Annotated in this window: 22 protein-coding genes and 2 pseudogenes; 16 read left to right on the top strand and 8 right to left on the bottom strand. The window is 69.8% G+C overall.

Going from position 1 to position 21,680, the window contains the following annotated elements; all coding sequences use genetic code 11:
* Positions 1 to 68 precede the first annotated feature (68 nt).
* The 5 genes and pseudogenes from gap (at position 69) to ACRRRO_RS18550 (ending at position 3,974) form a co-directional block, all read left to right on the top strand.
* Positions 69 to 1,077, top strand: a pseudogene (gap, locus tag ACRRRO_RS18570) (type I glyceraldehyde-3-phosphate dehydrogenase).
* A gap of 111 nt (positions 1,078 to 1,188) precedes the next feature.
* Complete coding sequence (locus ACRRRO_RS18565; RefSeq protein WP_424796288.1) at positions 1,189 to 2,388, top strand: phosphoglycerate kinase; 1,200 nt, start codon at positions 1,189 to 1,191, stop codon at positions 2,386 to 2,388.
* A gap of 83 nt (positions 2,389 to 2,471) precedes the next feature.
* Complete coding sequence (gene tpiA, locus ACRRRO_RS18560; RefSeq protein ID WP_424796287.1) at positions 2,472 to 3,269, top strand: triose-phosphate isomerase; 798 nt, start codon at positions 2,472 to 2,474, stop codon at positions 3,267 to 3,269.
* Between the two features lie 101 nt (positions 3,270 to 3,370).
* Positions 3,371 to 3,616, top strand: coding sequence for a preprotein translocase subunit SecG (gene secG / locus ACRRRO_RS18555; RefSeq protein ID WP_424796286.1), 246 nt, complete (start codon positions 3,371 to 3,373; stop codon positions 3,614 to 3,616).
* A 10-nt stretch (positions 3,617 to 3,626) separates the two neighbouring features.
* The gene (locus tag ACRRRO_RS18550; RefSeq protein ID WP_424796285.1) at positions 3,627 to 3,974 is read left to right on the top strand and encodes an RNA polymerase-binding protein RbpA; all 348 of its coding nucleotides are present in this window, start codon (positions 3,627 to 3,629) and stop codon (positions 3,972 to 3,974) included.
* Between the two features lie 82 nt (positions 3,975 to 4,056).
* On the opposite strand, the gene ACRRRO_RS18545 is transcribed toward ACRRRO_RS18550, so the two are convergent.
* The 6 genes from ACRRRO_RS18545 to tkt are packed head-to-tail and all read right to left on the bottom strand — an operon-like array spanning position 4,057 to position 10,451.
* Positions 4,057 to 4,725 (bottom strand): O-methyltransferase, encoded by a 669-nt coding sequence (locus ACRRRO_RS18545; protein ID WP_424796284.1) that lies wholly within the window; start codon positions 4,723 to 4,725, stop codon positions 4,057 to 4,059.
* A complete protein-coding gene (locus ACRRRO_RS18540) occupies positions 4,722 to 5,645 on the bottom strand; it encodes a glucose-6-phosphate dehydrogenase assembly protein OpcA (protein WP_424796283.1) in 924 nt (307 codons plus the stop codon). The genes ACRRRO_RS18545 and ACRRRO_RS18540 overlap by 4 nt, the downstream gene beginning before the upstream one ends.
* Positions 5,642 to 7,186: a glucose-6-phosphate dehydrogenase gene (gene zwf / locus ACRRRO_RS18535; protein WP_424796282.1), complete on the bottom strand. Its 1,545-nt coding sequence runs from the start codon at positions 7,184 to 7,186 to the stop codon at positions 5,642 to 5,644. The genes ACRRRO_RS18540 and zwf overlap by 4 nt, the downstream gene beginning before the upstream one ends.
* Complete coding sequence (locus tag ACRRRO_RS18530; protein WP_434080696.1) at positions 7,183 to 7,716, bottom strand: transaldolase family protein; 534 nt, start codon at positions 7,714 to 7,716, stop codon at positions 7,183 to 7,185. Before ACRRRO_RS18530 ends, zwf begins: the two co-directional genes overlap by 4 nt.
* On the bottom strand, positions 7,670 to 8,323 hold the full coding sequence (gene tal, locus ACRRRO_RS18525; protein ID WP_434080695.1) for a transaldolase: 654 nt from the start codon (positions 8,321 to 8,323) through the stop codon (positions 7,670 to 7,672). The genes ACRRRO_RS18530 and tal overlap by 47 nt, the downstream gene beginning before the upstream one ends.
* A gap of 16 nt (positions 8,324 to 8,339) precedes the next feature.
* Entirely contained in the window at positions 8,340 to 10,451 is a 2,112-nt protein-coding gene (gene tkt / locus ACRRRO_RS18520; protein WP_424796280.1) for a transketolase, read from the bottom strand.
* A 376-nt stretch (positions 10,452 to 10,827) separates the two neighbouring features.
* Between tkt and ACRRRO_RS18515 the strand changes: the two genes are divergently transcribed.
* Positions 10,828 to 11,823, top strand: a complete 996-nt coding sequence (locus ACRRRO_RS18515) for a heme o synthase (RefSeq protein WP_434080694.1) — start codon at positions 10,828 to 10,830, stop codon at positions 11,821 to 11,823.
* 4 nt (positions 11,824 to 11,827) lie between these two features.
* Positions 11,828 to 12,805, top strand: coding sequence for a site-specific tyrosine recombinase XerD (locus ACRRRO_RS18510; RefSeq protein WP_424796278.1), 978 nt, complete (start codon positions 11,828 to 11,830; stop codon positions 12,803 to 12,805).
* A gap of 128 nt (positions 12,806 to 12,933) precedes the next feature.
* On the opposite strand, the gene ACRRRO_RS18505 is transcribed toward ACRRRO_RS18510, so the two are convergent.
* Together ACRRRO_RS18505 and ACRRRO_RS18500 are read right to left on the bottom strand one after the other, a co-directional pair.
* Complete coding sequence (locus ACRRRO_RS18505; RefSeq protein ID WP_434080693.1) at positions 12,934 to 13,566, bottom strand: hypothetical protein; 633 nt, start codon at positions 13,564 to 13,566, stop codon at positions 12,934 to 12,936.
* A 26-nt stretch (positions 13,567 to 13,592) separates the two neighbouring features.
* On the bottom strand, positions 13,593 to 14,141 hold the full coding sequence (locus ACRRRO_RS18500; RefSeq protein ID WP_434080692.1) for a GNAT family N-acetyltransferase: 549 nt from the start codon (positions 14,139 to 14,141) through the stop codon (positions 13,593 to 13,595).
* A gap of 96 nt (positions 14,142 to 14,237) precedes the next feature.
* Between ACRRRO_RS18500 and ACRRRO_RS18495 the strand changes: the two genes are divergently transcribed.
* The 9 genes and pseudogenes from ACRRRO_RS18495 (at position 14,238) to der (ending at position 21,631) form a co-directional block, all read left to right on the top strand.
* Positions 14,238 to 15,080: a ParA family protein gene (locus ACRRRO_RS18495; protein WP_424785868.1), complete on the top strand. Its 843-nt coding sequence runs from the start codon at positions 14,238 to 14,240 to the stop codon at positions 15,078 to 15,080.
* Positions 15,064 to 15,996 carry a segregation and condensation protein A gene (locus ACRRRO_RS18490; protein WP_424796276.1) on the top strand — a complete coding sequence of 311 codons (933 nt, stop codon included), beginning with the start codon at positions 15,064 to 15,066 and terminating at the stop codon, positions 15,994 to 15,996. The genes ACRRRO_RS18495 and ACRRRO_RS18490 overlap by 17 nt, the downstream gene beginning before the upstream one ends.
* Complete coding sequence (gene scpB, locus ACRRRO_RS18485; RefSeq protein WP_424785870.1) at positions 15,993 to 16,679, top strand: SMC-Scp complex subunit ScpB; 687 nt, start codon at positions 15,993 to 15,995, stop codon at positions 16,677 to 16,679. Before ACRRRO_RS18490 ends, scpB begins: the two co-directional genes overlap by 4 nt.
* A gap of 16 nt (positions 16,680 to 16,695) precedes the next feature.
* Positions 16,696 to 17,442, top strand: coding sequence for a pseudouridine synthase (locus tag ACRRRO_RS18480; RefSeq protein ID WP_424796275.1), 747 nt, complete (start codon positions 16,696 to 16,698; stop codon positions 17,440 to 17,442).
* 36 nt (positions 17,443 to 17,478) lie between these two features.
* Entirely contained in the window at positions 17,479 to 18,603 is a 1,125-nt protein-coding gene (locus ACRRRO_RS18475; protein WP_424796274.1) for a prephenate dehydrogenase, read from the top strand.
* Positions 18,600 to 19,304 carry a (d)CMP kinase gene (cmk, locus tag ACRRRO_RS18470; RefSeq protein ID WP_424796273.1) on the top strand — a complete coding sequence of 235 codons (705 nt, stop codon included), beginning with the start codon at positions 18,600 to 18,602 and terminating at the stop codon, positions 19,302 to 19,304. Before ACRRRO_RS18475 ends, cmk begins: the two co-directional genes overlap by 4 nt.
* On the top strand, positions 19,301 to 19,690 hold the full coding sequence (locus ACRRRO_RS18465) for a lysophospholipid acyltransferase family protein (RefSeq protein ID WP_434080691.1): 390 nt from the start codon (positions 19,301 to 19,303) through the stop codon (positions 19,688 to 19,690). The genes cmk and ACRRRO_RS18465 overlap by 4 nt, the downstream gene beginning before the upstream one ends.
* Positions 19,648 to 20,049, top strand: coding sequence for a lysophospholipid acyltransferase family protein (locus ACRRRO_RS18460; protein WP_434080690.1), 402 nt, complete (start codon positions 19,648 to 19,650; stop codon positions 20,047 to 20,049). Before ACRRRO_RS18465 ends, ACRRRO_RS18460 begins: the two co-directional genes overlap by 43 nt.
* A gap of 83 nt (positions 20,050 to 20,132) precedes the next feature.
* Positions 20,133 to 21,631, top strand: a pseudogene (der, locus tag ACRRRO_RS18455) (ribosome biogenesis GTPase Der).
* The last annotated feature ends 49 nt before the right edge of the window (positions 21,632 to 21,680 follow it).

Raw genomic sequence — 21,680 nt, 5'->3', positions numbered from 1 at the left:
CGAGGCCGGGCCGACAGGCCCGCCGACTACCGCACAGGACGCGCCTTTCGCGCGACGAGGAGGACATAGTGACCATTCGCGTCGGAATCAATGGCTTCGGTCGTATCGGACGGAGTTACTTCCGCGCCGTGGCCGAGAGCGGTGCCGACATCGAGATCGTCGGTGTCAACGACCTGACCGATAACAAGACCCTCGCCCACCTGCTCACCTGGGACACCGTGCTGGGCAAGTTCGGCCAGGAGGTCGGGTACGACGACGAGAACATCATCGTCGGCGGCAAGAAGATCCGGGCGCTGGCCGAGAAGGACCCCGCCGCGCTGCCGTGGGGCGAACTCGGTGCCGACATCGTGATCGAGTCCACCGGGCTGTTCACCGACGGCACCAAGGCGAAGGCGCACCTGGACGGCGGTGCGAAGAAGGTGATCCTGTCCGCCCCCGGCAAGAACGACGACGGCATGTTCGTCATGGGCGTCAACCACACCACCTATGACCCGGCGAACCACCACATCATCTCCAACGCCTCCTGCACCACCAACTGCATCGCGCCGCTGGCCAAGGCGATGCACGAGGCCGTGGGCCTGGAGCGCGGACTGATGAACACCATCCACGCCTACACCGGGGGGACCAGAACCTGCAGGACGGACCGCACAAGGACCTGCGCCGGGCCCGCGCAGCGGCACAGAACATCGTGCCCACCACCACCGGTGCGGCCAAGGCCGTCGGAAAGGTGCTACCGGAACTGGACGGGCGGTTGGACGGCTTCGCGCTGCGGGTACCGGTCATCACCGGTTCGGCCATCGATCTGACGTTCACCGCGTCCCGGGAGACCACGGTGGAGGAGATCAACGCCGCCGCCAAGGCCGCAGCCGAGGGCAACCTGGCCGGCACGATGCAGTACTCCGAGGACCCGCTGGTGTCCAGCGACATCATCACCAACCCCCCCACCAGAGCATCTTCGATGCTCCGATGACACGGGTGATCGGCAACCAGGTGAAGGTGGTGGCCTGGTACGACAACGAGTGGGGCTACTCCACCAGCCTGGTGAAGTTGACCAACTACATCGGCGAGCAGCTCTGAGGGCAGTGACGGTCACCGCGCCCGCGTGCACGATGCACGCGGGCGCGGTTGTCTGAGACAGCACCGCCGGCGTGGCCCGGCAGATCATGTGAGAGACGAGAAGGAGACACGATGCCCACCCTCGCCGAACTCGGTGACCTGCACGGAAAGCGGGTGCTGGTCCGGGCCGATTTCAACGTTCCGTTGGACGGTGACACCATCACCGACGACGGCCGTATCCGGGCGGCACTGCCCACCATCATCCGGTTGATCGAGGCCGGTGCCGTGGTGGTCCTGACCGCTCACCTGGGCCGGCCCAAGGGGAAGGTCGACCCGCACTACTCCCTGGCTCCGGTCGCCAGGCGGCTGGGTGAACTCCTCGGCCAGGACGTGACGTTGGCCGGTGACGTGGTCGGTCCGGAGGCCCGCGCCGCGGTCGACGCGGCCGTCCCAGGGCAGGTGGTGCTGCTGGAGAACATCCGGTTCGACGCCCGGGAGACGTCCAAGGATGACGCCGAGCGCGGAGCGCTGGCCGATGACCTGGCGAAACTCGCCGATGTCTTCGTCTCCGACGGCTTCGGGGTGGTGCACCGCAAGCAGGCCAGCGTCTATGACGTGGCCACGCGGCTGCCGAACGCGATGGGAGGGCTGGTGCAGCGCGAGGTCGCCGCACTGGAACGGGCCACGCAGGACCCGGCCCGACCCTACGTCGTCGTGCTGGGTGGATCGAAGGTCTCCGACAAACTCGGCGTGATCGAGAACCTGCTCACCAAGGCCGACACCCTACTGATCGGTGGGGGCATGGTGTTCACGTTCCTCGCGGCGCAGGGGCACCAGGTGGGCAAGTCGCTCCTGGAGTCTGACCAGATCGATACCGTCAAGGGCTACCTGGCCACCGCGGCCGAGCGGGGCGTGCAGATCCTGCTACCCACCGACATCCTGGTGGGCCCGGAGTTCTCCGCCGACGCCGCCCCGACGGTGGTGGCGGCCGACGCCATCCCCGCCGACCAGATCGGGCTGGACATCGGTCCGGAGTCGTCGGCGGCCTTCGCCGAGGTCATCCGTGGGGCCCGCACGGTGGTGTGGAACGGCCCGATGGGGGTCTTCGAGTTCCCCGCCTTCGCCGGGGGGACCGAGGCGGTGGCGCAGGGCATGATCGATGCCACCGGCGCCGGGGCCTTCAGCATCGTCGGCGGTGGAGACTCCGCGGCCGCAGTGCGCCTGCTCGGCTTCGATGAGGCGGGCTTCGCGCACATCTCCACCGGGGGCGGGGCCTCCCTGGAGTTCCTGGAGGGCAGGACGCTGCCCGGGATCGACGTTCTGACCGACTGAGGTCCCGAGTTATCCGACGGCGCCGGTGGAGCCGGCGAGGTGCGCCACCGTCGACCGCGCCGCAGAGCCAAGAGAGGCAGAAGATGACGCAAGCACGCACCCCGCTGATGGCGGGCAACTGGAAGATGAACCTGGACCACCACGAGGCCACCCACCTGGTGCAGAAACTGGCCTGGACGCTCCGGGACGCCCAGCACGACTACGACTCGGTTGAGGTGGCGGTGTGTGCGCCCTTCACCGACCTGCGCTCGGTGCAGACCCTGATCGATGCGGACAAGCTCAGCATCAAGGTCGGCGCCCAGGACGTCTCCGCACACGAGCAGGGCGCCTACACGGGAGAGATCTCCGCCACGATGCTGGCCCGCCTGGGGGTCGACTACGTGATCGTGGGCCACTCCGAGCGGCGGCAGTACCACGCCGAGGACGACGCCCTGGTCAACGCCAAGGCCCGGGCCGCACTGAAGAACGGGCTGATCCCGATCATCTGCGTGGGCGAGGGTCTGCAGGTGCGACAGGAGGGCCGCCACGTACCCGTCACGCTGGCCCAGGTGGACGGTGCGCTCGAGGGGCTCTCCGCCGAGGCCGTCGCCCACAGTGTGATCGCCTATGAACCCGTGTGGGCGATCGGGACCGGTGAGGTGGCCACGCCCGAGGACGCCCAGGAAGTGTGCGGTGCGATCCGGGGCCGACTGGCCGAACTCCACGGCGAGCAGGTCGCCGCCTCGGTGCGCGTGCTCTACGGCGGATCGGTCAAGTCCGGAAACGTCGCCTCGATCATGGCTCACCCCGATGTCGACGGCGCCCTGGTGGGTGGGGCGAGCCTGGACGCGCAGGAGTTCGCGAACATCGCCCGATACCAGGCGCACCAGGTCGGACTGTAGCCGGCGGGTTTCCCTCCGCGGCCATTGATCGCGTAAACTCATGCCGGTGCCCTGCGGCCGGCGATCCCGGCTGCGCTGATTCAATAGATGAGGATTCGTACGTGGACGCATTGACCATCGTCCTCCAGGTGCTCCTGGTGCTGACCAGCGCGATGCTGATCCTGTCCATCCTGATGCACAAGGGCAAGGGTGGGGGCCTGTCGGACATGTTCGGCGGGGGCGTCTCCACATCGTTGGGATCCTCCGGGGTTGCCGAACGCAACCTGAACCGGATCACCATCGGGTGTGCCGTGATCTGGGGCACGGTCATCGTGCTGCTGGGTCTGGTCCAGAAGTTCACGATCTAGGAGTTGCTTCGTGGCAAGTGGTAGTGCGATCCGTGGGTCCCGAGTCGGCGCCGGACCGATGGGAGAGGCTGAGCGTGGCGACGCCGCGCCGCGTGTGCACGTCTCCTACTGGTGCGCGGCGGGCCACGAGACCCGTCCCAGTTTCGCCCAGGAGACGGGCATCGAGATCCCCGAGACCTGGGACTGCCCGCGGTGCGGGATGCCGGCCGGGCAGAACCAGAGCAGTCCGCCCGAGCCGCCCCGGAACGAGCCGTACAAGACGCACCTTGCGTACGTGAAGGAACGACGTTCCGACGACGACGGCGCGGCGCTGTTGGACGAGGCGCTGGAGGCCCTGCGCAAGCGTCGCGGTCGCTGACCATGGGCTGACGCCCGCCGGGTCACGTCACAGCCAGCGACCCGAGCCGCCCCGGGGCTGCCCTCAGAGCCGGATCTGCGCGTCAGAGGACGTAGGCGAGCAGGAACCCGTCGTAGCCCTTGGCGCCCACGGACTGCATCGCGGTGGCCTCCAGGGTGCCCTCGCGCACCGCTGCCCCGATCGCCTCCACCATGGTGCGGGTGCCCTGGACATCGGGCCGGTCACTTTCGGCGTCCGCCACAGCACCGGCGCGCACCACGTTGTCCACGACGATCACCGACCCCGGACGAGTGAGCCGCAGGGCCCAGTCCAGGTACGAGGGGTTGTTCTCCTTGTCCGCGTCGATGAACACCAGGTCGAACGGATCACCATCGACGAGGCTCGGCAGCGACTCGACCGCCGGGCCCTCGAGGATCTCCACCCGATCGCTCAATCCGGCGCGTTCGATATTCCCGCGGGCCACCGCTGCGTGTTCCGGGGAGTACTCCAGGGAAACCGTCACCCCGTCCTCGCCCGCGGCACGGGCCAGATGGATCGTGGAATAGCCGAACAGAGTCCCGACCTCCAGGACCCGGCGTGCCCCGGCGGTGCGGGCCAGCACGCTGAGGAACCCGCCGAGCAATTCGGAGACCTGGATCTGCGGCAGCGCGGCACCGTCGCGCATCGCCGCTGTCAGGATCGGGTCCGGGGGTCGCAGGTGGTCGGCGAAGTAGCCATCCACCTTGTACCACAACCGTTCGAGGGTGTTCATCGTACCTCCACGTGCTTCAGGCCCCGGCGCAGCGCCCGGCCGTAGGTGACATCGGGGTCCAGGTGCCGCAGATCCTCCATCAGGCAGTCCTCCAGCGGACGCTTGGCCATCGCTACCTGACGTTGCGGCTCGTGCTCGGTCGAGATGGTCACGGTCGCCGAGCCTTCGGGGCGGTGCAGCGAGATGGTGCCGGTCTCGCGGTGCAGGTCCACGCCGCTGATCACGCTCGAGTCCTCGTCGTGCACCACCAGTGCCGAGCACTCCAGGGCACTGGCGAACCATGCGGCCAGCAGGTGCAGGGAGGGCCGGCCGCTGTCACCGTGCACAGTGACACCGGTGATGGTGGCACCCGGGTCGCTCTCGACCACGCCGGCGCTCAGTCCCCGCCACAGCGTGGTACGGGCCCAGGACAGATCGGTGTCACCGGGGGAGTAGCCCTCCCGTAACTCGTGCAGACGCTGCACGCCGCGGGAGACCTCGCCGACGTCACTGATCCGGCGCTGGGCGATCCGGCCCAACGGGTCCTGCGCCAGGTTCGCGGGAGGCTCCTTGGGCCACCACGCAACGAGCGGGGCATCCGGCAGCAGCAGTGGGGTGACCAAGGTGTCCACAGTGTCCCGGGTGGTGCCGAGCGGGCGCAGGATCACCACTTCACTCGCCCCGGCGTCACCGCCCACCCGGATCTCGGCGTCCAGGCGAGCGGGATGATCCACGTCACCCGGGTCGATCACCACCACCCGGCAGGGGTGTTCCCTGCTGGCCCGGTTGGCTGCCTCCACCGCTGGCTCGACGTCGCCACCGGAGGAGACGATCACCAGGGTGAGGACGCGGCCCAGCGCACGAGCCCCGCCCTGCTCACGTAGTTCGACTAGTTTTGCGCCGACCTCGGCGCTGGTGGTGCCTTGCAGCGTGACGATCACGGCTGCCTCCAAGTACGTCCGTCACGGGCCAGCATCTTTTCGGCCGATTCCGGGCCCCAGCTCCCGGGCCGGTACGGATCCGGACTGCCGTTGGCCTCCCAGTACTCGATGATCGGATCCAGGATCTGCCAGGACAATTCCACCTCACGTTGACGGGGGAACAGCGGGGGGTCGCCGAGCATCACATCAAGCAGGAGTCGCTCGTAGGCCTCCGGGGAGGCCTCCGTGAAGGCGTGCCCGTACCCGAAGTCCATGGTGACGTCCCGAACCTCCATCGCGGTCCCGGGCACCTTGGAGCCGAACCGGAGCGTGACGCCCTCATCGGGCTGGACGCGGATCACGATGGCGTTCTGGCCCAGCACCTGGGTGTCGTTGAGGTCGAACGGCAGGTGCGGGGCACGCTTGAAGACCACCGCGATCTCGGTGACCCGGCGGCCCAGGCGCTTGCCGGTGCGCAGGTAGAACGGCACCCCGGCCCAGCGGCGGGTGTCGATGTCCAGCCGGATCGCGGCGTAGGTCTCGGTGGCCGAAGCCGGGTCGATGCCGTCCTCGGCCAGGTAGCCCTGTACCTGTCGACCACCCTGCCAACCGGCCGCGTACTGGCCGCGGGCGGTGTGCTTGCCGAGGTCCGCGGGCAGACGCACCGCTGAGAGGATCTTCTCCTTCTCCGCCCGTAGGGCGTCGGCGTCGAACGAGACCGGCTCCTCCATCGCAGTCAGGGCGAGGAGTTGGAGCAGGTGGTTCTGGATGACGTCCCGGGCGGCACCGATGTCGTCGTAGTAGCCCGCCCGGGTGCCGATACCGATGTCCTCGGCCATGGTGATCTGGACGTGGTCCACGTACGCCTCGTTCCAGACCGGCTCGAACATCATGTTCGCGAACCGCATCGCGAGCAGGTTCTGGACGGTCTCCTTGCCCAGGTAGTGGTCGATCCGGAAGACCGACTCGGCTGGGAACACCCGCTCCACGGCCTCGTTCAAACTGCGGGCGCTGCCCAGGTCGTGCCCGAAAGGCTTCTCGATGACAACCCGGCGCCAGGCGCCGTTGTCGTCCCGGGACAGACCCGAGGCGGCCAGCCGCTCACACACCACCGGGAACTGTGCCGGCGGGATGGAGAGGTAGAACGCATGGTTTCCACCGGTGCCGCGTTCGACGTCGAGTTCCTTGACGGTACGGGCCAGTCTCTCGAAGGCCTCCGGGTCGGTGAACTCACCCTGGACGAACCGGATGCCCTGCCGGAGTTGGCGCCACGCGTCTTCGTCGAACGGGGTCCGGGCGTGCTGGCGGACGGCCTCGTAGGCGATCTGCTCGAAGTCCTGCCGGTCCCAGTCGCGCCGTGCGAACCCGGTCAGGGCGAAGCCCGGGGGAAGCAGACCCCGGTTGGCCAAGTCATAGATCGCCGGGATCAACTTGCGTTTGGCCAAGTCACCGGTCACCCCGAAGAGCACCACTCCGCATGGTCCGGGGATGCGGGGTAGCCGCCGGTCCGCGGGGTCGCGCAGCGGGTTGGCACTGGCGCCCTCGGGACGGACCAGGCTCATGCGGACACACCGGGGGTGGACCCCTCGGTGGCCTCGCGCAGTCCGGTCTCGACCGTGGCCAGCAACTCGTCCCAACTGTCGATGAACGACTGGACGCCGGCGGTCTCCAGTTCGTCGAGGATCTGGTCGTAGTGCACCCCCAGGCGCTGCACCTCGTCGATCACGTGCTGGGCCTGCTCATACGTGCCCCGAACGGTGTCGGCGCCGGTGGCGGCGGAGTGGTCGGCGACGGCGGCCAGCGTTGCGGCCGGCATCGTGCTGACCACGTCGGTGGTGACGAGTTCGTCGACGTACATGGTGTCGGGGTAGGCGTCGTCCTTGGTCCCGGTGGAGGCCCACAGCAGGCGTTGGGGATGGGCACCGGCCGCGGCGAGTTCGGTGAAGACCGGGGAGGAGAAGACTTCCTCGAACACCTGGTAGGACAGCCGGGCCCCGGCGATCGCGCTGCGTCCGCGCAGGGACGCGGCCTGATCGGTACCGATCTCATCGAGGGCGGCATCGACCTTGGAGTCGATCCGGGACAGGAACACCGAGGCAACCGATCGGATCGTGGACAGGTCGAGCCCCGCGCGCGTGTGCCCGCTCCAACCCGTCCAGGTAGGCCTGGGCCACGGCCCGGTAGCGGTCCAGGGAGAAGATCAGGGTCACGTTGACACTGATTCCGGCGCCGATCGCAGCGGTGATCGCCGGCAAGCCCTCGGGGGTGGCCGGGATCTTGATCATCACGTTAGGCCGGTCCACCGTCTCCCACAGCATCTGCGCGGCCTGCACGGTCCCGTCGGTGTCGTGCGCCAACCGGGGGTCGACCTCGATCGAGACCCGCCCGTCCTGGCCGCCGCTTCGGTCGTACACGTCGGCGAACAAGTCGCAGGCGGCGCGTACGTCGTCGGTGGTCAATGTCAGTACCGCCGCCTCGGCGTCGGACCCGGCCGCGGCGAGTTCGGCGAGTTGGGCGACATAGGCGGTCCCCTTGCTGACCGCGCCGGCGAAGATGGTGGGATTGGTGGTCACCCCCACCACGTTCCGGGTATCGATCAGATTGGCCAAACTGCCGTCGCGCAGCGCAGTGCGGGACAGGTCGTCGAGCCACACCGAAACGCCGGCGCGGCTGATCCGGGTCAGGGCGGAGTCGGTCATGGCAGTTCTCCTTCGCTCAGGCTGGCCCGCCGGCTGCGGCCAGGGACTCCTCGGCTGCGGCGACGGCGGCCTCGGCGGTAATGCCGAACTCGCGGTACAACGTCTTGTAGTCGGCGGACCCACCGAAGTGCTCCAGGGAGACCGCGCGCCCTGCCTCGCCGAGGTAACGGTGCCAGGACAGGGCGACACCAGCCTCGATGCTGACCCGGGCACGCACGGCGGCCGGGAGCACCTCTTCGCGGTAGGCGTCGTCCTGCTCCTCGAACCACTCCAGGCAGGGGGCCGAGATCACCCGCGTCGGCACACCCTTGGCCTCCAGCGCGGTCCGGGCCTCGACGGCCAGCTGCACCTCCGAGCCGGTGGCGATCAGGAGCAACTGCGGTTCCCCGGTAGAGGCTTCCTGCAGGATGTAGGCACCCTTGGACAGACCGTCGGCTTCAGCGAACCCGTCGGTGCCGCGAGGGAAGGTCGGCACACCCTGTCGGGTCAGGACCAGGCCAGCTGGTTGGTCACGCTCCAGGATCGTCCGCCATGCCCGGGCCGTCTCGTTGGCATCAGCCGGGCGCACCAGGGCCAGCCCCGGGATGGCCCGGACCGCGGCCAGGTGCTCCACCGGCTGGTGGGTGGGACCGTCCTCACCCAGTCCGATCGAGTCGTGGGTCCACACGAACGTGGAGGGAGCACCCATCAGGGCGGCGAGCCGCACGGCCGGACGCATGTAATCGCTGAAGGTGAAGAAGGTGCCGCCGTAGGGTCGGGTGAGCCCGTTCAGCGCGATCCCGTTCACGATCGCCGCCATCGCGTGCTCGCGGATTCCGAAGTGCAGGGTACGCCCGTAGGGGTTGCCCTCGAACTGCTCGGTGGAGCGGTGCGCCGGCAGGAACGACGGTTCACCCTTCATGGTGGTGTTGTTCGAACCGGCCAGGTCGGCCGAGCCGCCCCACAGTTCGGGCAGCGGGTCGGCCAGGGCGGCCAGCACGGCACCGGAGGCAGCGCGGGTGGCCACGTCCTTCCCGGCCTCGAAGACCGGGAGCTCATCGGCCCAGCCCGGCGGGAGTTCACGCCCGCGCAGGCGCTCGAGCAGCGCGGCGCGCTCGGGGTTGTCCTGCGCCCACTGGTCGAACCTGGTGTTCCAGTCCGCGTGTGCCTTGGCGCCCCGGTCCACCAGGCCCCGGGCATGGGTGAGCACCTCGGGGGCCACCTCGAAGTCGCGCTCCGGGTCGAATCCGAGCGCCTTCTTCAGCCCCGCGACCTCCTCGGTGCCCAGTTTGGCGCCGTGGGCGCCGTGGGTGTTCTGGGCCGTGGGTGCCGGCCAGGCGATGATCGTGGACAACCGGATGAAACTTGGCTGGTCGGTGATCTCCTTGGCCTGCTGCAGGGCAGCAGCCAGGGCGTCGACGTCCTCGCGGTACTCGGTGCCGTTGTTGGTCCAGTCCACGTGCTGGGTGTGCCAGCCGTAAGCGGCGTAGCGGGCCGTCACATCCTCGGTGAAGGCGATGTCGGTGTCGCCCTCGATGGAGATCTGGTTGTCGTCCCAGATCACCACCAGGTTGCCCAGTTCCTGGGTTCCGGCCAGGGCCGAGGCTTCGGCGCTGACGCCCTCCTGCAGGTCGCCGTCGGAGGCGATCACATAGACGTGGTGGTCGAACAGCGACTCACCGGGCGCGGCGTCGGGGTCGAGGAGACCGCGTACCCGGCGCTGGGCGTAGGCCATCCCCACCGAGGTGGCCAGCCCCTGTCCCAACGGACCGGTGGTGGTCTCCACACCGTCGGTGTGGCCGTACTCGGGGTGGCCGGGTGTCCTGGAGTTGAAGGTGCGCAGTGCCGCGAGGTCGGCAACCTCCAGGCCGAACCCGCCCAGGAACAACTGGATGTACTGGGTCAGGCTGGAGTGCCCGGCGGACAGCACGAACCGGTCCCGGCCGAGCCAGTGCGGATCGGCCGGGTCCGAAGCCATGGTGTTCTGGTACAGCAGGTACGCCAGGGGCGCGAGGCTGATCGCGGTGCCGGGGTGGCCGTTGCCGGCCTTCTCCACCGCGTCGGCGGCGAGCACGCGAGCGGTATCGACTGCGCGCAGATCAAGGTCGGTCCATCCGGTGGTGGTGGCCTTGGGGGCTTTGGCGTTCACGGGCTTCCCTTCGATGACCCCGCGGCGGGGCCGGTGGACGTGCAGTTCTGGGATGCTGGTGGGCTGCACCAGCCTGGTGCGCGGATCGCGCAGGGCTCGGAGTTGGTTCTGCTGGTGCGAGCCTACCGACTTCCCCCGCCCGCACACCTGGTGCGCCGGAGCGGGTGCGATGGGCCCACGCCAACGTATCTGATTCGAGGATAGCGCTTTCCGTCTCGGGGGAACAGCACCTTCCCACCTTGTGGACGTCGCGCAGTGGCACGGCCTGTGCGCGATCCAGGGCCGAGGGCCCCTAGACTGGCAGGCAGACGAGTGAGCACAGGTCTGGGTCCCCGGCAGGTCGGATTCGGTTGTGCTGCATGGAGATGGTGAGGTCGTGTCGCACACCGAGGCAACCAGTCCGGCGGTACCCGGGACGCCGCCCGCGTCCGCGGCGGTCGGTCCGAAGGCACCCGCACGGCGAGGCGCTGACCCCGAGCGGACCTGGAGATCCACCCTCAAGGCCTATGTCGCCCTGACCAAGCCGCGGATCATCGAACTGCTGCTGATCACCACGGTGCCGACGATGTTCCTGGCCCAGGGCGGCTTCCCGGGCTGGTGGCTGGTGGTGGTCACCCTGATCGGCGGTGCGGCCGCGGCCGGCTCGGCCAACGTGTTCAACATGATCTACGACCGCGACATCGACATCGACGCGGTGATGAATCGGACCAAGAACCGCCCGCTGGTCACCGGAGAGGTGACGGTGCGCCAGGCGATGGTCTTCGCCTTCGCTCTCGGCGTCTTCTCGGTGGCCTGGCTCGGGCTGGTGGTCAACTGGGTGGCCGCAGTGCTGTGCCTGGCTGCGATCGTGATGTACGCGGTGGGTTACACCATGCTGCTCAAGCGCCACACCACCCAGAACATCGTCTGGGGCGGCGCTGCCGGTTGTATGCCGGTGCTGATCGGGTGGTCGGCGGTGACCGGGTCCCTGTCCTGGGCGCCGGTGCTGCTGTTCGGCATCATCTTCTTCTGGACCCCGCCGCACTACTGGCCGCTGTCGATGAAGTTCAAGGCTGATTACGCCGCCGCGAACGTCCCGATGCTGCCGGTGGTCTCCGCCGACACCCGGGTGGCCCGGCAGATGATCGGTTACACCGTGGCGATGATCGCCTGCTCGCTGGCGTTGGTGCCGGTAGCGGGTATGGGCTGGTTGTACCTCGTGGCCGCTGCGGGCTCGGGGGGTTGGTTCCTGTGGTTGTGCCTGTCACTGTTCCGGCGGGCCCGCGATGGCGATGGCAGGAAGTTGCGCGCGATGAAGGTCTTCCACGCCTCGATCACGTACCTGACCGTGTTGTTCGTGGCGATTGCAGTCGATCCGTTCCTGCCCTTCTGAGCCGGTGGCCAGCCCAGCGAAGGCCGACCCGGCGCGGGCCGACGACGACGGCGCGGGCACCTTCACGGATGTGTTGCGCCAGTACCTGGCGCACCTGGGCATCGAGCGGGGCCTGTCCGAGCACACCCTGAGTGCCTACCGACGGGACCTGAGCCGCTACGCCCGGTTCCTGGCCGCCCTGCCGCGCACGGACCTGGAGCACGTGACCGAGACCGATGTCGGGGCGTTCGTGGAGGCGATTCGTTCCGGTGCCGACGGGGGGACCGCACTCTCGGCGTCCTCCGCTTCCCGCACGGTTGTCGCGGTGCGGGGATGGCACAAGTTCGAGGCGCTGGAGGGCCGCACCACGCATAATCCGGCCGCCAACGTCAAGCCTCCCGGAGCCACCAAGCGGTTGCCCAAGGCCATCCCGGTCGAGGTGATCGAGCAGGTGCTCGAGGGTGCCTCGGCTGCCCCGGGTGTGCTGGGACTGCGCGACCGGGCCTTACTGGAGGTCCTCTACGGCACCGGCGCGCGGATCAGCGAGACGGTGGGACTCAGCGTGGACGACGTGGTGCTGGACCGGTCCGCGGCCAGCGTGCGCCTGTTCGGCAAGGGCCGGCGCGAGCGGGTGGTGCCGATGGGTCGGTTCGCGGTGCAGGCACTGGAGGCCTATCTGGTGCGGGGGCGTCCGGTACTGGCCTCGAAGGGCAAGGGCAACGCTGCGTTGTTCCTGAACCAGCGGGGCAACCCGCTCAGCCGGCAGAGCGCCTGGGCGGTGCTGCAGCAGGCCGCGGAACGTGGCGGAGTGCAGGCGCACCTGTCCCCGCACACCATGCGCCACTCCTACGCCACCCACTTACTCGCCGGGGGAGCGGACGTGCGGGTGGTGCAGGAACTGCTCGGGCACGCCTCGGTCACCACCACCCAGATCTATACCCACCTGACCCGCGAGACGCTGCGCGAGGTCTACGCCGCCTCCCACCCCCGCGCGCTCGGGTGAGCCGGCCCGCCGGTGCCCGGCAGGCCCGCGCGGGCAGGTGTGTGCCGACGCATGCTCGCCCGACCGGGAGGCGTGACCGGGACCTGTGCCGCAGGCGCGTGCACCGGGCGGTGCCGGCTCAGAAGTCGTCACGAATGTGGACCGCCCACCCGCCGAGGGCCTGGTCGAGCACGGCATCGGTGGCCGCGTTCCCGCGACTGAGTCCACCGGCCATACGGATGTTCGCGCTCGACTGGACCCCGGACCACGCCAGCGCCAGCCCGCCGGGGGTGTACACCGGCGCGTCCGGAGGAGCATCCCCCACGGCGCCGATGCGCGAGCACCGGGGCGTCGTCGTCGGCCTCGCCCGGCGGGCGCAGCCGGTAGGTGCCGTCCATGCTGCCCAGGCCGTCCCCGGCGACGGCGAAGATGATCTCCCGGCGTACCGGGACCTCGCGCACCGAGAAGGCGGCCGCGACGTCGTCCACGCGCAGCATGTACGGGTTGACCGAGGTGGTGCGCCACTGCCGCGGCGGGAGGAACAACCGGGCCACGTCCGTCCCGGAGGTGCGCAACCTGATCCGCCCCACCACCGCGCTGAAGGAGCCCAGGGTCCGCCAGAGCGCCCGATAGGCCTCGGGGGCCAGGGCGAGGATCTCCACGACGTTCAGCACGGCGTCCGCACCGTCCCCGCTCCCGCGATCCCAGGAGGCGTAGCCCAGAACCTGGCCGTCCGGGCCCACGGCGAGGGTCACCCCGGTGAACTCCTCGGTGAGGTCCACCGCCGGGAAGCAGGGCCCGGTGCGGGTCAGCGGCCCGTTCTGCTTGCTCGCCCACTGGGTGTGTAGACCTCGAACACCGCGTCGAAGTCCGCGGCGGTGGCACGCCTGGTGCGCACCAGGGGGGTGCCGGGCCGCACCTCGGCCGCGACCGTGCTGGCGATCTCGACGGTGTCCTGACTCGCGATGAGCTCGAAACCGAACCTGCGGTAGATCCCGGGGGCGGAGGCGAACAGGGTTGAGATCACGTCACCCTCGCCGTGGGCGTGCTCCAGCATCTGCGCCAGCAGCGGGGCGAGCAGACCGCGGCCCCGGTACTCGGCCGCGACCGTGACCCCGGCGAGACCACAGGTGGGCACGAGCGCGCCACCGAAGTGGGACCGGTAGGCATGGCGCGCCGCCTTGGCTGCCAGGGTGGCACCGTCGAAGGTGCCCCACTCGGTGGCGCCCGGGGGAGGCCACGGACGGCGCTGGGCGTCCCCGTGCTGGGGGCCCACGGGAAACCCGAAGGCCTCCCGGCCCAGCGTGATCGCCTCGGTCTTGTCGGCAGCGCCGAGTTGCCTGATCTGAAAGGGCATTCCCGGAGCCTAGAGGACGTGGAAACGCCGCGTGTACCGGAGGGCTGCCCGGCGCGCATAGTTTGTCCTGACTGTTCCGGGCAGTAAGTTGGCGGCGTGAGCACCGACAACCCGGCGCAGACCGCGCGCGACTTTCCCGTCCCCGAGCCGCTGGGCGCGCACGGGCCGGCGCGGATCATCGCGATGTGCAACCAGAAGGGCGGGGTCGGCAAGACCACCACCACGATCAACCTCGGCGCGGCCCTGGCCGAGTACGGGCGTAAGGTGCTGCTGGTGGATCTGGACCCGCAGGGTGCCGCCTCGGCCGGGCTGGGCGTGAACGCGCTGGAGCTGGACCGGACGATCTACACCGAGTTGATGGCGCAACGACCCGACATCACGGCGGTGACCCATCCCACCTCGGTGGAGGGCCTGGACCTGGTGCCGGCCAACATCGACCTGTCCGCCGCCGAGGTGCAACTGGTCAACGAGGTGGCGCGTGAGCAGGCGCTGGCCCGGGTGCTGCGCCCGGCCACGGAGAACTATGACGTCATCCTGATCGACTGCCAGCCTTCCCTGGGGTTGCTCACCGTGAACGCCCTGACCGCCGCACACGGGGTGATCATCCCGCTGGAGACCGAATTCTTCGCCCTGCGCGGGGTGGCGTTGCTGGTGGAGACGATCGAGAAGGTCCGCGACCGGCTCAACCCGCGCCTGCACGTGGACGGCATCCTGGCCACCATGTACGACGCGCGGACCCTGCACTCCCGCGAGGTGCTGGCCCGGGTGCAGGAGGCCTTCGGGGAGCAGGTGTTCGAAACGGTCATCACCCGGACGGTGAAGTTCCCCGACGCCTCGGTGGCGACCGAACCGATCACCTCTTACGCCCCGAACCACGCCGGCGCCTACAACTACCGCAAACTCGCCCGCGAGCTGATCAACCGTGGCGACGTCGCCTGACGTCGGCGACCAGACGGGCGGCGCCGAGGAAGAGCCGGGCGACGCGGGCGACCAGTCCGCCGGGTCGGTGCAGTTGGCCTCCCGACCGGGCTTCGAGGTGCAGCTGGAGAACTTCTCCGGGCCCTTCGACCTCCTGCTCTCCCTGATCGCCAAGCACAAGATGGACGTCACCGAGGTGGCCCTGGCGGTGGTCACCGACGACTTCATCGCCCACCTGCGCGCCCAGAGCGAGTGGGACCTGTCCCAGGCCAGTGAGTTCCTGGTGATCGCCGCCACGCTGCTGGACCTGAAGGCCGCACGGCTGCTGCCGCGGGGCAGCGCTGATGAGGCCGAGGACCTGGAACTGCTCGAGGCCCGGGACCTGCTGTTCGCCCGGCTGCTGCAGTACCGGGCGTTCAAGGAGGTCGCCGCCCACCTCCAGCGCGAGTGGTACCGGCTGGGACGTTCCCACGCCCGAAGCGTGAGCCTGGAGCCCCGGTTCGCCGAGCTGCTGCCCGAACTGATCCTGCGAATCACACCTGAGCAGTTCGCGGCGCTGGCCGCGGCCACGTTGGCGCCCAAGGACGAACCGGCCGGGGTCGACCTGTCCCACCTGCACAACCCGGTGGTGAGCGTGCGAGAGCAGGCCGCGATGATCGTGCAGCGGCTGCGCCGCCAGCGCAGCGTGACCTTCCGCTCTCTCGCCCGGGACGCCTCGGCACTGAACGTGGTGGTCGCTCGCTTCCTGGCGCTGCTGGAGCTCTATCGTGAGGACGTGGTGGCCTTCGACCAGGCCGACGCGCTGTCCGAACTGACCATCAGGTGGACCGGCGGCGACGACGGCGACGTCGACGTGACCGATGACTATGACGATGTCGCCGCGCCCGCAGGTCCGGGCCGGCACGCCGATGCCGGTCATGCAACGGAGGAACGATGAACCAGGAGCACCCCGGCGATCCCGGTGCGGCTATGACCGACGACGACGCAACTCCCGCGGGCCACGACGGTTCCGCGCCGTCCGAAGCCGGCGGTGCGGACACCGAGGGGCCGTTGCCGGTGCTGGGTGAGCCCGGTGGATTGCACGGGGCGCTGGAGGCGATCCTGATGGTCACCGACGCCCCCGTCGCCACCGAGCACCTGGCCAGCGTGCTGAAGGTCCCCACCGAGCGGATCCGCACCGCCCTGGCCGACCTGGTCCGCGACTACGCCGAGGGCCCGCGCCCTCGCGGCTTCGAACTGCGCGAGGCGGGGGGAGGGTGGCGCGTGTACTCCGCGCCCGCATTCGCCGACGCCGTCGAGGCCTTCGTGCTCGAGGGCCAGACCGCCCGGCTCACGCAGGCTTCCCTGGAGACGCTGGCCGTGATCGCCTACCGCCAGCCGGTCTCGCGTGGCCGGATCGCCGCCATCCGCGGGGTGAACGTGGACTCGGTGGTGCGCACGTTGCTGACCCGTGGTCTGATCGAGGAGGCCGGGCAGGACGAGGAAGGTGGGGCGATGCGCTACCGCACCACGGCCTACTTCCTGGAACGACTGGGCTTGCGCACCATCGAGGATCTTCCGCCCCTGGCGCCCTATCTCCCGGACCTGGACTCCCTGGCAGATGTGGACGGACTGGGCTGATGGGAGCGCACGAACGATGAGCGAACAGGTGCACACCCCCTCGGGGGTACGGCTGCAGAAGGTGCTGGCCGGGGCGGGCCTGGGGTCCCGGCGCAAGTGCGAGGCGATCATCAGCGCCGGCCGGGTCAGCGTGGACGGGCAGGTGGTGCGCCAACTCGGGGTCCGAGTGGATCCGCGCACCGCGGTGATTCACGTGGACGGGCTGCGGGTGCAACTCGATGAGAAGGTCACCACCCTGGCCCTGAACAAGCCGCTGGGCGTGTACTCCACGATGGCGGACGAGCAGGGCCGCCCGGACCTGAGCACCTACGTGGCGGACCGGCCCGAGCGCCTCTTCCACGTCGGACGCCTGGACGCCGACACCGCCGGCCTGCTGCTGCTGACCAACGACGGCGAACTCGCCCACCGCCTGGCCCATCCCTCCTACGCGGTGCTCAAGACCTATGTGGCCCAGGTGCAGGGACAGGTCCCGCGCGGCCTGGGCCGCACCCTCAAGGCCGGGGTGGTCCTGGAGGACGGACCGGTCCACGTCGACGCCTTCACCGTGCTGGACAGTTCCCCGGAGGCCAGCCTGGTGGAGATCACCCTGCACGAGGGCCGCAACCACATCGTGCGCCGGCTGCTGGCGCAGGTGGGCTACCCGGTGACGCGACTGACGCGCACCCGGATGGGCCCGATCCGACTCGACCGGCTCAAACCGGGACGCACCCGCGTCATCGACGGACCCGAACTGGGCCGGCTGATGGCTGACGTCGGCCTCTGAGGCAGGGGTGGTGGGACCGGCTCGCGAATGCGAGGTATGGTGCGGGACGTGAATTCGCTGGCCTCGACCACCGGTCCGGTCCTGATCGTGGGCACCGGTCTCCTCGGCGCCAGCATCGGTCTCGGGCTGCGCAGCCTCGATGTGCCGGTGTGGCTGCAGGACGCCTCACCGACCGCTGTCGCCCTGGCGCGTGACGTCGGTGCCGGCCAGATCCGGGGACCCGAGCACACCGACCCCGCCCTGGTGATCATCGCCGCCCCGCCCGACGTCACCGCCGACCTGATCACTGCGGCGCTGCGGGAGTTCTCCGGGGCCGTGGTCACCGACGTGGCCAGCGTCAAGGGGGTCCTGCTGGAGGAGTTGCGCGAGGTCGAGGGGCTGGACCTGCGCCGGTACGTGGGCTCGCACCCGATGGCGGGCCGGGAGCGTTCCGGTGCGGCCGCCGCCACCTCTGAGTTGTTCGCCGGACGTCCCTGGGTGATCGCCGCCCACCCCGAGGTGGATCCTGCTGCGGTGCGCACGGTGCGGCACCTGGCCGCCGACCTGGACGCCAGCCCGGTGCACCTGGAGCCGGTTGAGCACGACGAGGCCGTGGCGCTGGTCTCCCACCTGCCCCAGATGATGGCGTCCCTGGTGGCCGGCCGGCTCGTGGGTGCCGCGCCGGAGGCACTGGCCCTGTCGGGTCAGGGCCTGCGCGACGTCACCCGGATCGCGGCCAGCGACGCACGCCTGTGGGCGGCGATCATCACCGGCAATGCTGCGGCGGTACACGACGGCCTGCGAGCGGTCCGGGCGGACCTGGACGAGGTGATCACCGCCCTGGAGCGGGCCGCCACCGAGGGACCCCTCGCGGAAGGTGCCGCGGGTGCGGTCTCGGCACTGATCGGTGCCGGTAACGAGGGCGCCGGGCGGATACCGGGCAAGCATGGCGGTGCTCGGCGCCACTATGTCGAGGTGACGGTGCTGGTTCCCGACGAACCCGGCGAGCTGGGCCGGCTGTTCACCGAGATCGGCCAGATCGGTGTGAACATCGAGGACTTCGCGATGGAACATTCCCCGAAACAGAAGGTAGGGATGGCGATCGTGTCGGTACTGCCCGATGCCGCCGGCCGGCTCGAGCGGGACCTGGGCGACCGGGGCTGGCGGGTGGTGGCGCCATGACCAGCCCATCCGGCCTGGTGGTGGCCATCGACGGCCCCTCCGGCACCGGCAAGTCCACCATCTCCAAGCGCGTCGCGGCCGACCTCGGCCTGGCCTACCTCGACACCGGGGCCATGTACCGGGCTCTGACCTGGTGGTGCCTGCACCAGGGCATCGACCTGACCGACACCGACGCGGTGGCCGCGCAGGCACGCGCCATGCCGCTCCGGATCGGCACCGACCCGGCCCGCCCGAGTTTCGCCGTCGGCGAACACGACGTGACCACCCGGATCCGCACCTCGGATATCTCCACCCGGGTCTCAGCCGTGGCCACGAACCTGGCGGTACGGGCCGAACTGCAAGAGCGTCAGCGTGCCGAGATCGCCGCCGAGGGCCGTCCCGGCGGGTTCAGCCAAGGCCGTGGCATCGTCGCCGAGGGCCGCGACATCACCACCGTGGTGGCCCCGCAGGCTCAGGTGCGGATCCTGCTGCTCGCCGATGAGCACGCGCGCCTGGCTCGGCGCAGCAACGAACTTCACGGACGTGTCGATGCCGAGGCGATCGAGGCGACCCGTGACCAGGTGCTGCGCCGTGACGCCGAGGACGGCACCGTGTCCAACTTCAGCACCGCCGCGCCGGGCGTGATCCCGGTGGACACCTCCCAGATGAGCCTGGATGAGGCGGTCGCGGCGGTCCGGGATCTGGTGGAGGCAACGCGATGAGTGACGCACGACCCGGCGACCCGAAGCCAAAACGGACGGCGAAGCCCGACCCGTCCAGCCCTGGGCAGGCGATCAAGCCTGAGCACATCCGCCGGTGGGGCCCGATCTGGTCGCGCCGCGTGGGCTGGGTGCTGGCGAAGGTGCTGTGGAACACCAAGGTGATCGGCGCCCACCACGTGCCCAGGACCGGCAGGGTCCTGATCGCGGCGAACCACACCGGCATCATCGACGGTCCGTTGCTGCACGGGGTGATCCCGCGCTCGTCGTTCATCATCATCAAGGAGGAGATCTTCAAGGTCTTCGTCATCGGCTTCCTGATGCGCGCTGGGCCGGTCAGATCCCGGTGGACCGCCGGAACGGCCGGGCGGCGCTGCTCACCGCGCTGACGATGCTGAACGAGGACCGCCTGGTCGGGGTCTTCCCCGAGGGCAGCCGCGGGAGTGGCGACGTCAAGTCGACCAAGGCCGGCATCGCATGGCTCGCGGTGCGCTCGGGCGCCCCGGTGGTGCCGGTGGCGATCCTGGGCACCCGGCCGCCGGGGGAGAAGGCCGGACACGTACCCGGCCCACGCGCCAAACTGCACGTGGTCTACGGGGCGCCGTTCGTGCCGGCCGATCCCGAGGCTGGCACCGGACGCGCGGCCGTGGCCGAGGCAATGACGGTGATCCAGGAGAAGATGAGCGAGCACGTGCGCCAGGCCTCGACCAGCACCGGGGTGCCGTTGCACTCGGCGACCGAGATCTGAAACCTCTGTCACAGCACCAGAGGGCGCGCACACCCGTGCTGGTGCGCGATGATGGCGGGGTGAATTCCACCGAGTACCCCGCCATGCCCGACGACGCCGCCGCCGCCTGGGAGCAGCAGCCGCCGGATCTGAGCGAATCACCCGAGCAGGCCCAGCGCGCCGAGGCGCTGCGTGCCGGACTGCAGGCCTACGACCTGGCCGACGCGGACCTGGCGCTGCTGTCCGGCGATGACACCGAGGGCACCGGCGAGGAACCGGAGGGTCCGCTGCCGGTGCTGGCGGTGATCGGGCGCCCGAACGTGGGCAAGTCGACCCTGGTGAACCGCATCCTGGGCCGGCGCGAGGCCGTGGTCCAGGACACCCCGGGGGTGACCCGGGACCGGGTGCTCTACCCGGCGGAGTGGGCCGGGCGGCGGTTCATGCTGGTGGACACCGGCGGCTGGGAGCATGACGCGAAGGGGTTGCCGGGTCGGGTGGCCGAACAGGCCGAGGCCGCGATCGAGGTCGCCGATGCGGTGATGTTCGTGGTCGATGCCACGGTGGGACCCACCAGCACCGACGAGCACGTGGTGCGGCTGCTGCGTCGTTCGGGCCGGCCCACGGTCCTGGTCGCGAACAAGGTGGACAGCCAGCGGGCCGAGGCCGACGCGGCGATGCTGTGGTCACTCGGGCTGGGCGAGCCCTACCCGGTTTCGGCGCTGCACGGGCGCGGCTCAGGTGACCTGCTGGACCGGGCCATGGAGCTGCTGCCGGCCACCTCCCAGGTTGCCGGGCGGGGTCTGGCCGAGGGACCGCGCCGGGTGGCCCTGATCGGACGCCCTAATGTGGGCAAGTCCTCTCTGCTGAACTCCCTGACCGGCACCGACCGGGTGGTGGTGGACGAGGTCGCCGGCACCACGCGGGACCCGGTGGACGAACTGGTCCGGCTGGGCGAGCGGGACTGGTGGTTCGTCGATACCGCGGGAATCCGGCGCCGCGTGCACCAGACCTACGGGGCGGACTTCTATGCCTCGCTACGCACCCAGGGAGCGCTGGAGAAGGCCGAGGTCGCGGTGGTGCTGATCGACGCCTCGGAGCGGCTGACCGAGCAGGACACCCGAGTGATCCAGCAGGCGATCGACGCCGGGCGAGCCCTGGTGATCGCGTTCAACAAGTGGGACCTGATGGATGAGGAACGCCGGGACCTGCTCGAGCGGGAGATCGAACTGGACCTGGTCCAGGTGCGTTGGGCGCCCCGGGTGAACATCTCCGCCCTGACCGGGTGGCACACGAACCGGTTGGTCCGGTCACTGGAGACCGCCCTGGAGTCCTGGGACACCCGGGTGCCGACCGGGAAGCTCAACGCGTTCCTGGGTGACCTGACCGCGGCCAACCCCCACCCGGTTCGCGGGGGCAAGCAGCCCCGGATCCTGTTCGCCACCCAGGCCGGCACCCGCCCACCCCGTTCGTGGTGTTCGCCACCGGATTCCTGGACCCCGGCTACCGGCGATTCATCGAACGACGGCTACGGGAAACCTTCGGATTCACCGGAACCCCGATCGAGATCAGCGTGCGGGTGCGGGAGAAGCGCCGGCGCCGTTGAGGGTGTGAACCGGCCGGCCACCGCGCCATCGGGGGAGGGGGGCGCAGCA

Source organism: Sanguibacter sp. Z1732 (assembly GCF_051020515.1).
In the GTDB taxonomy this organism is placed as follows: Bacteria; Actinomycetota; Actinomycetes; order Actinomycetales; family Beutenbergiaceae; genus CALKWS01.
The sequence above is the reverse complement of the archived record's forward strand: the minus strand, read 5'-3'. Positions and strand labels throughout refer to the sequence as shown.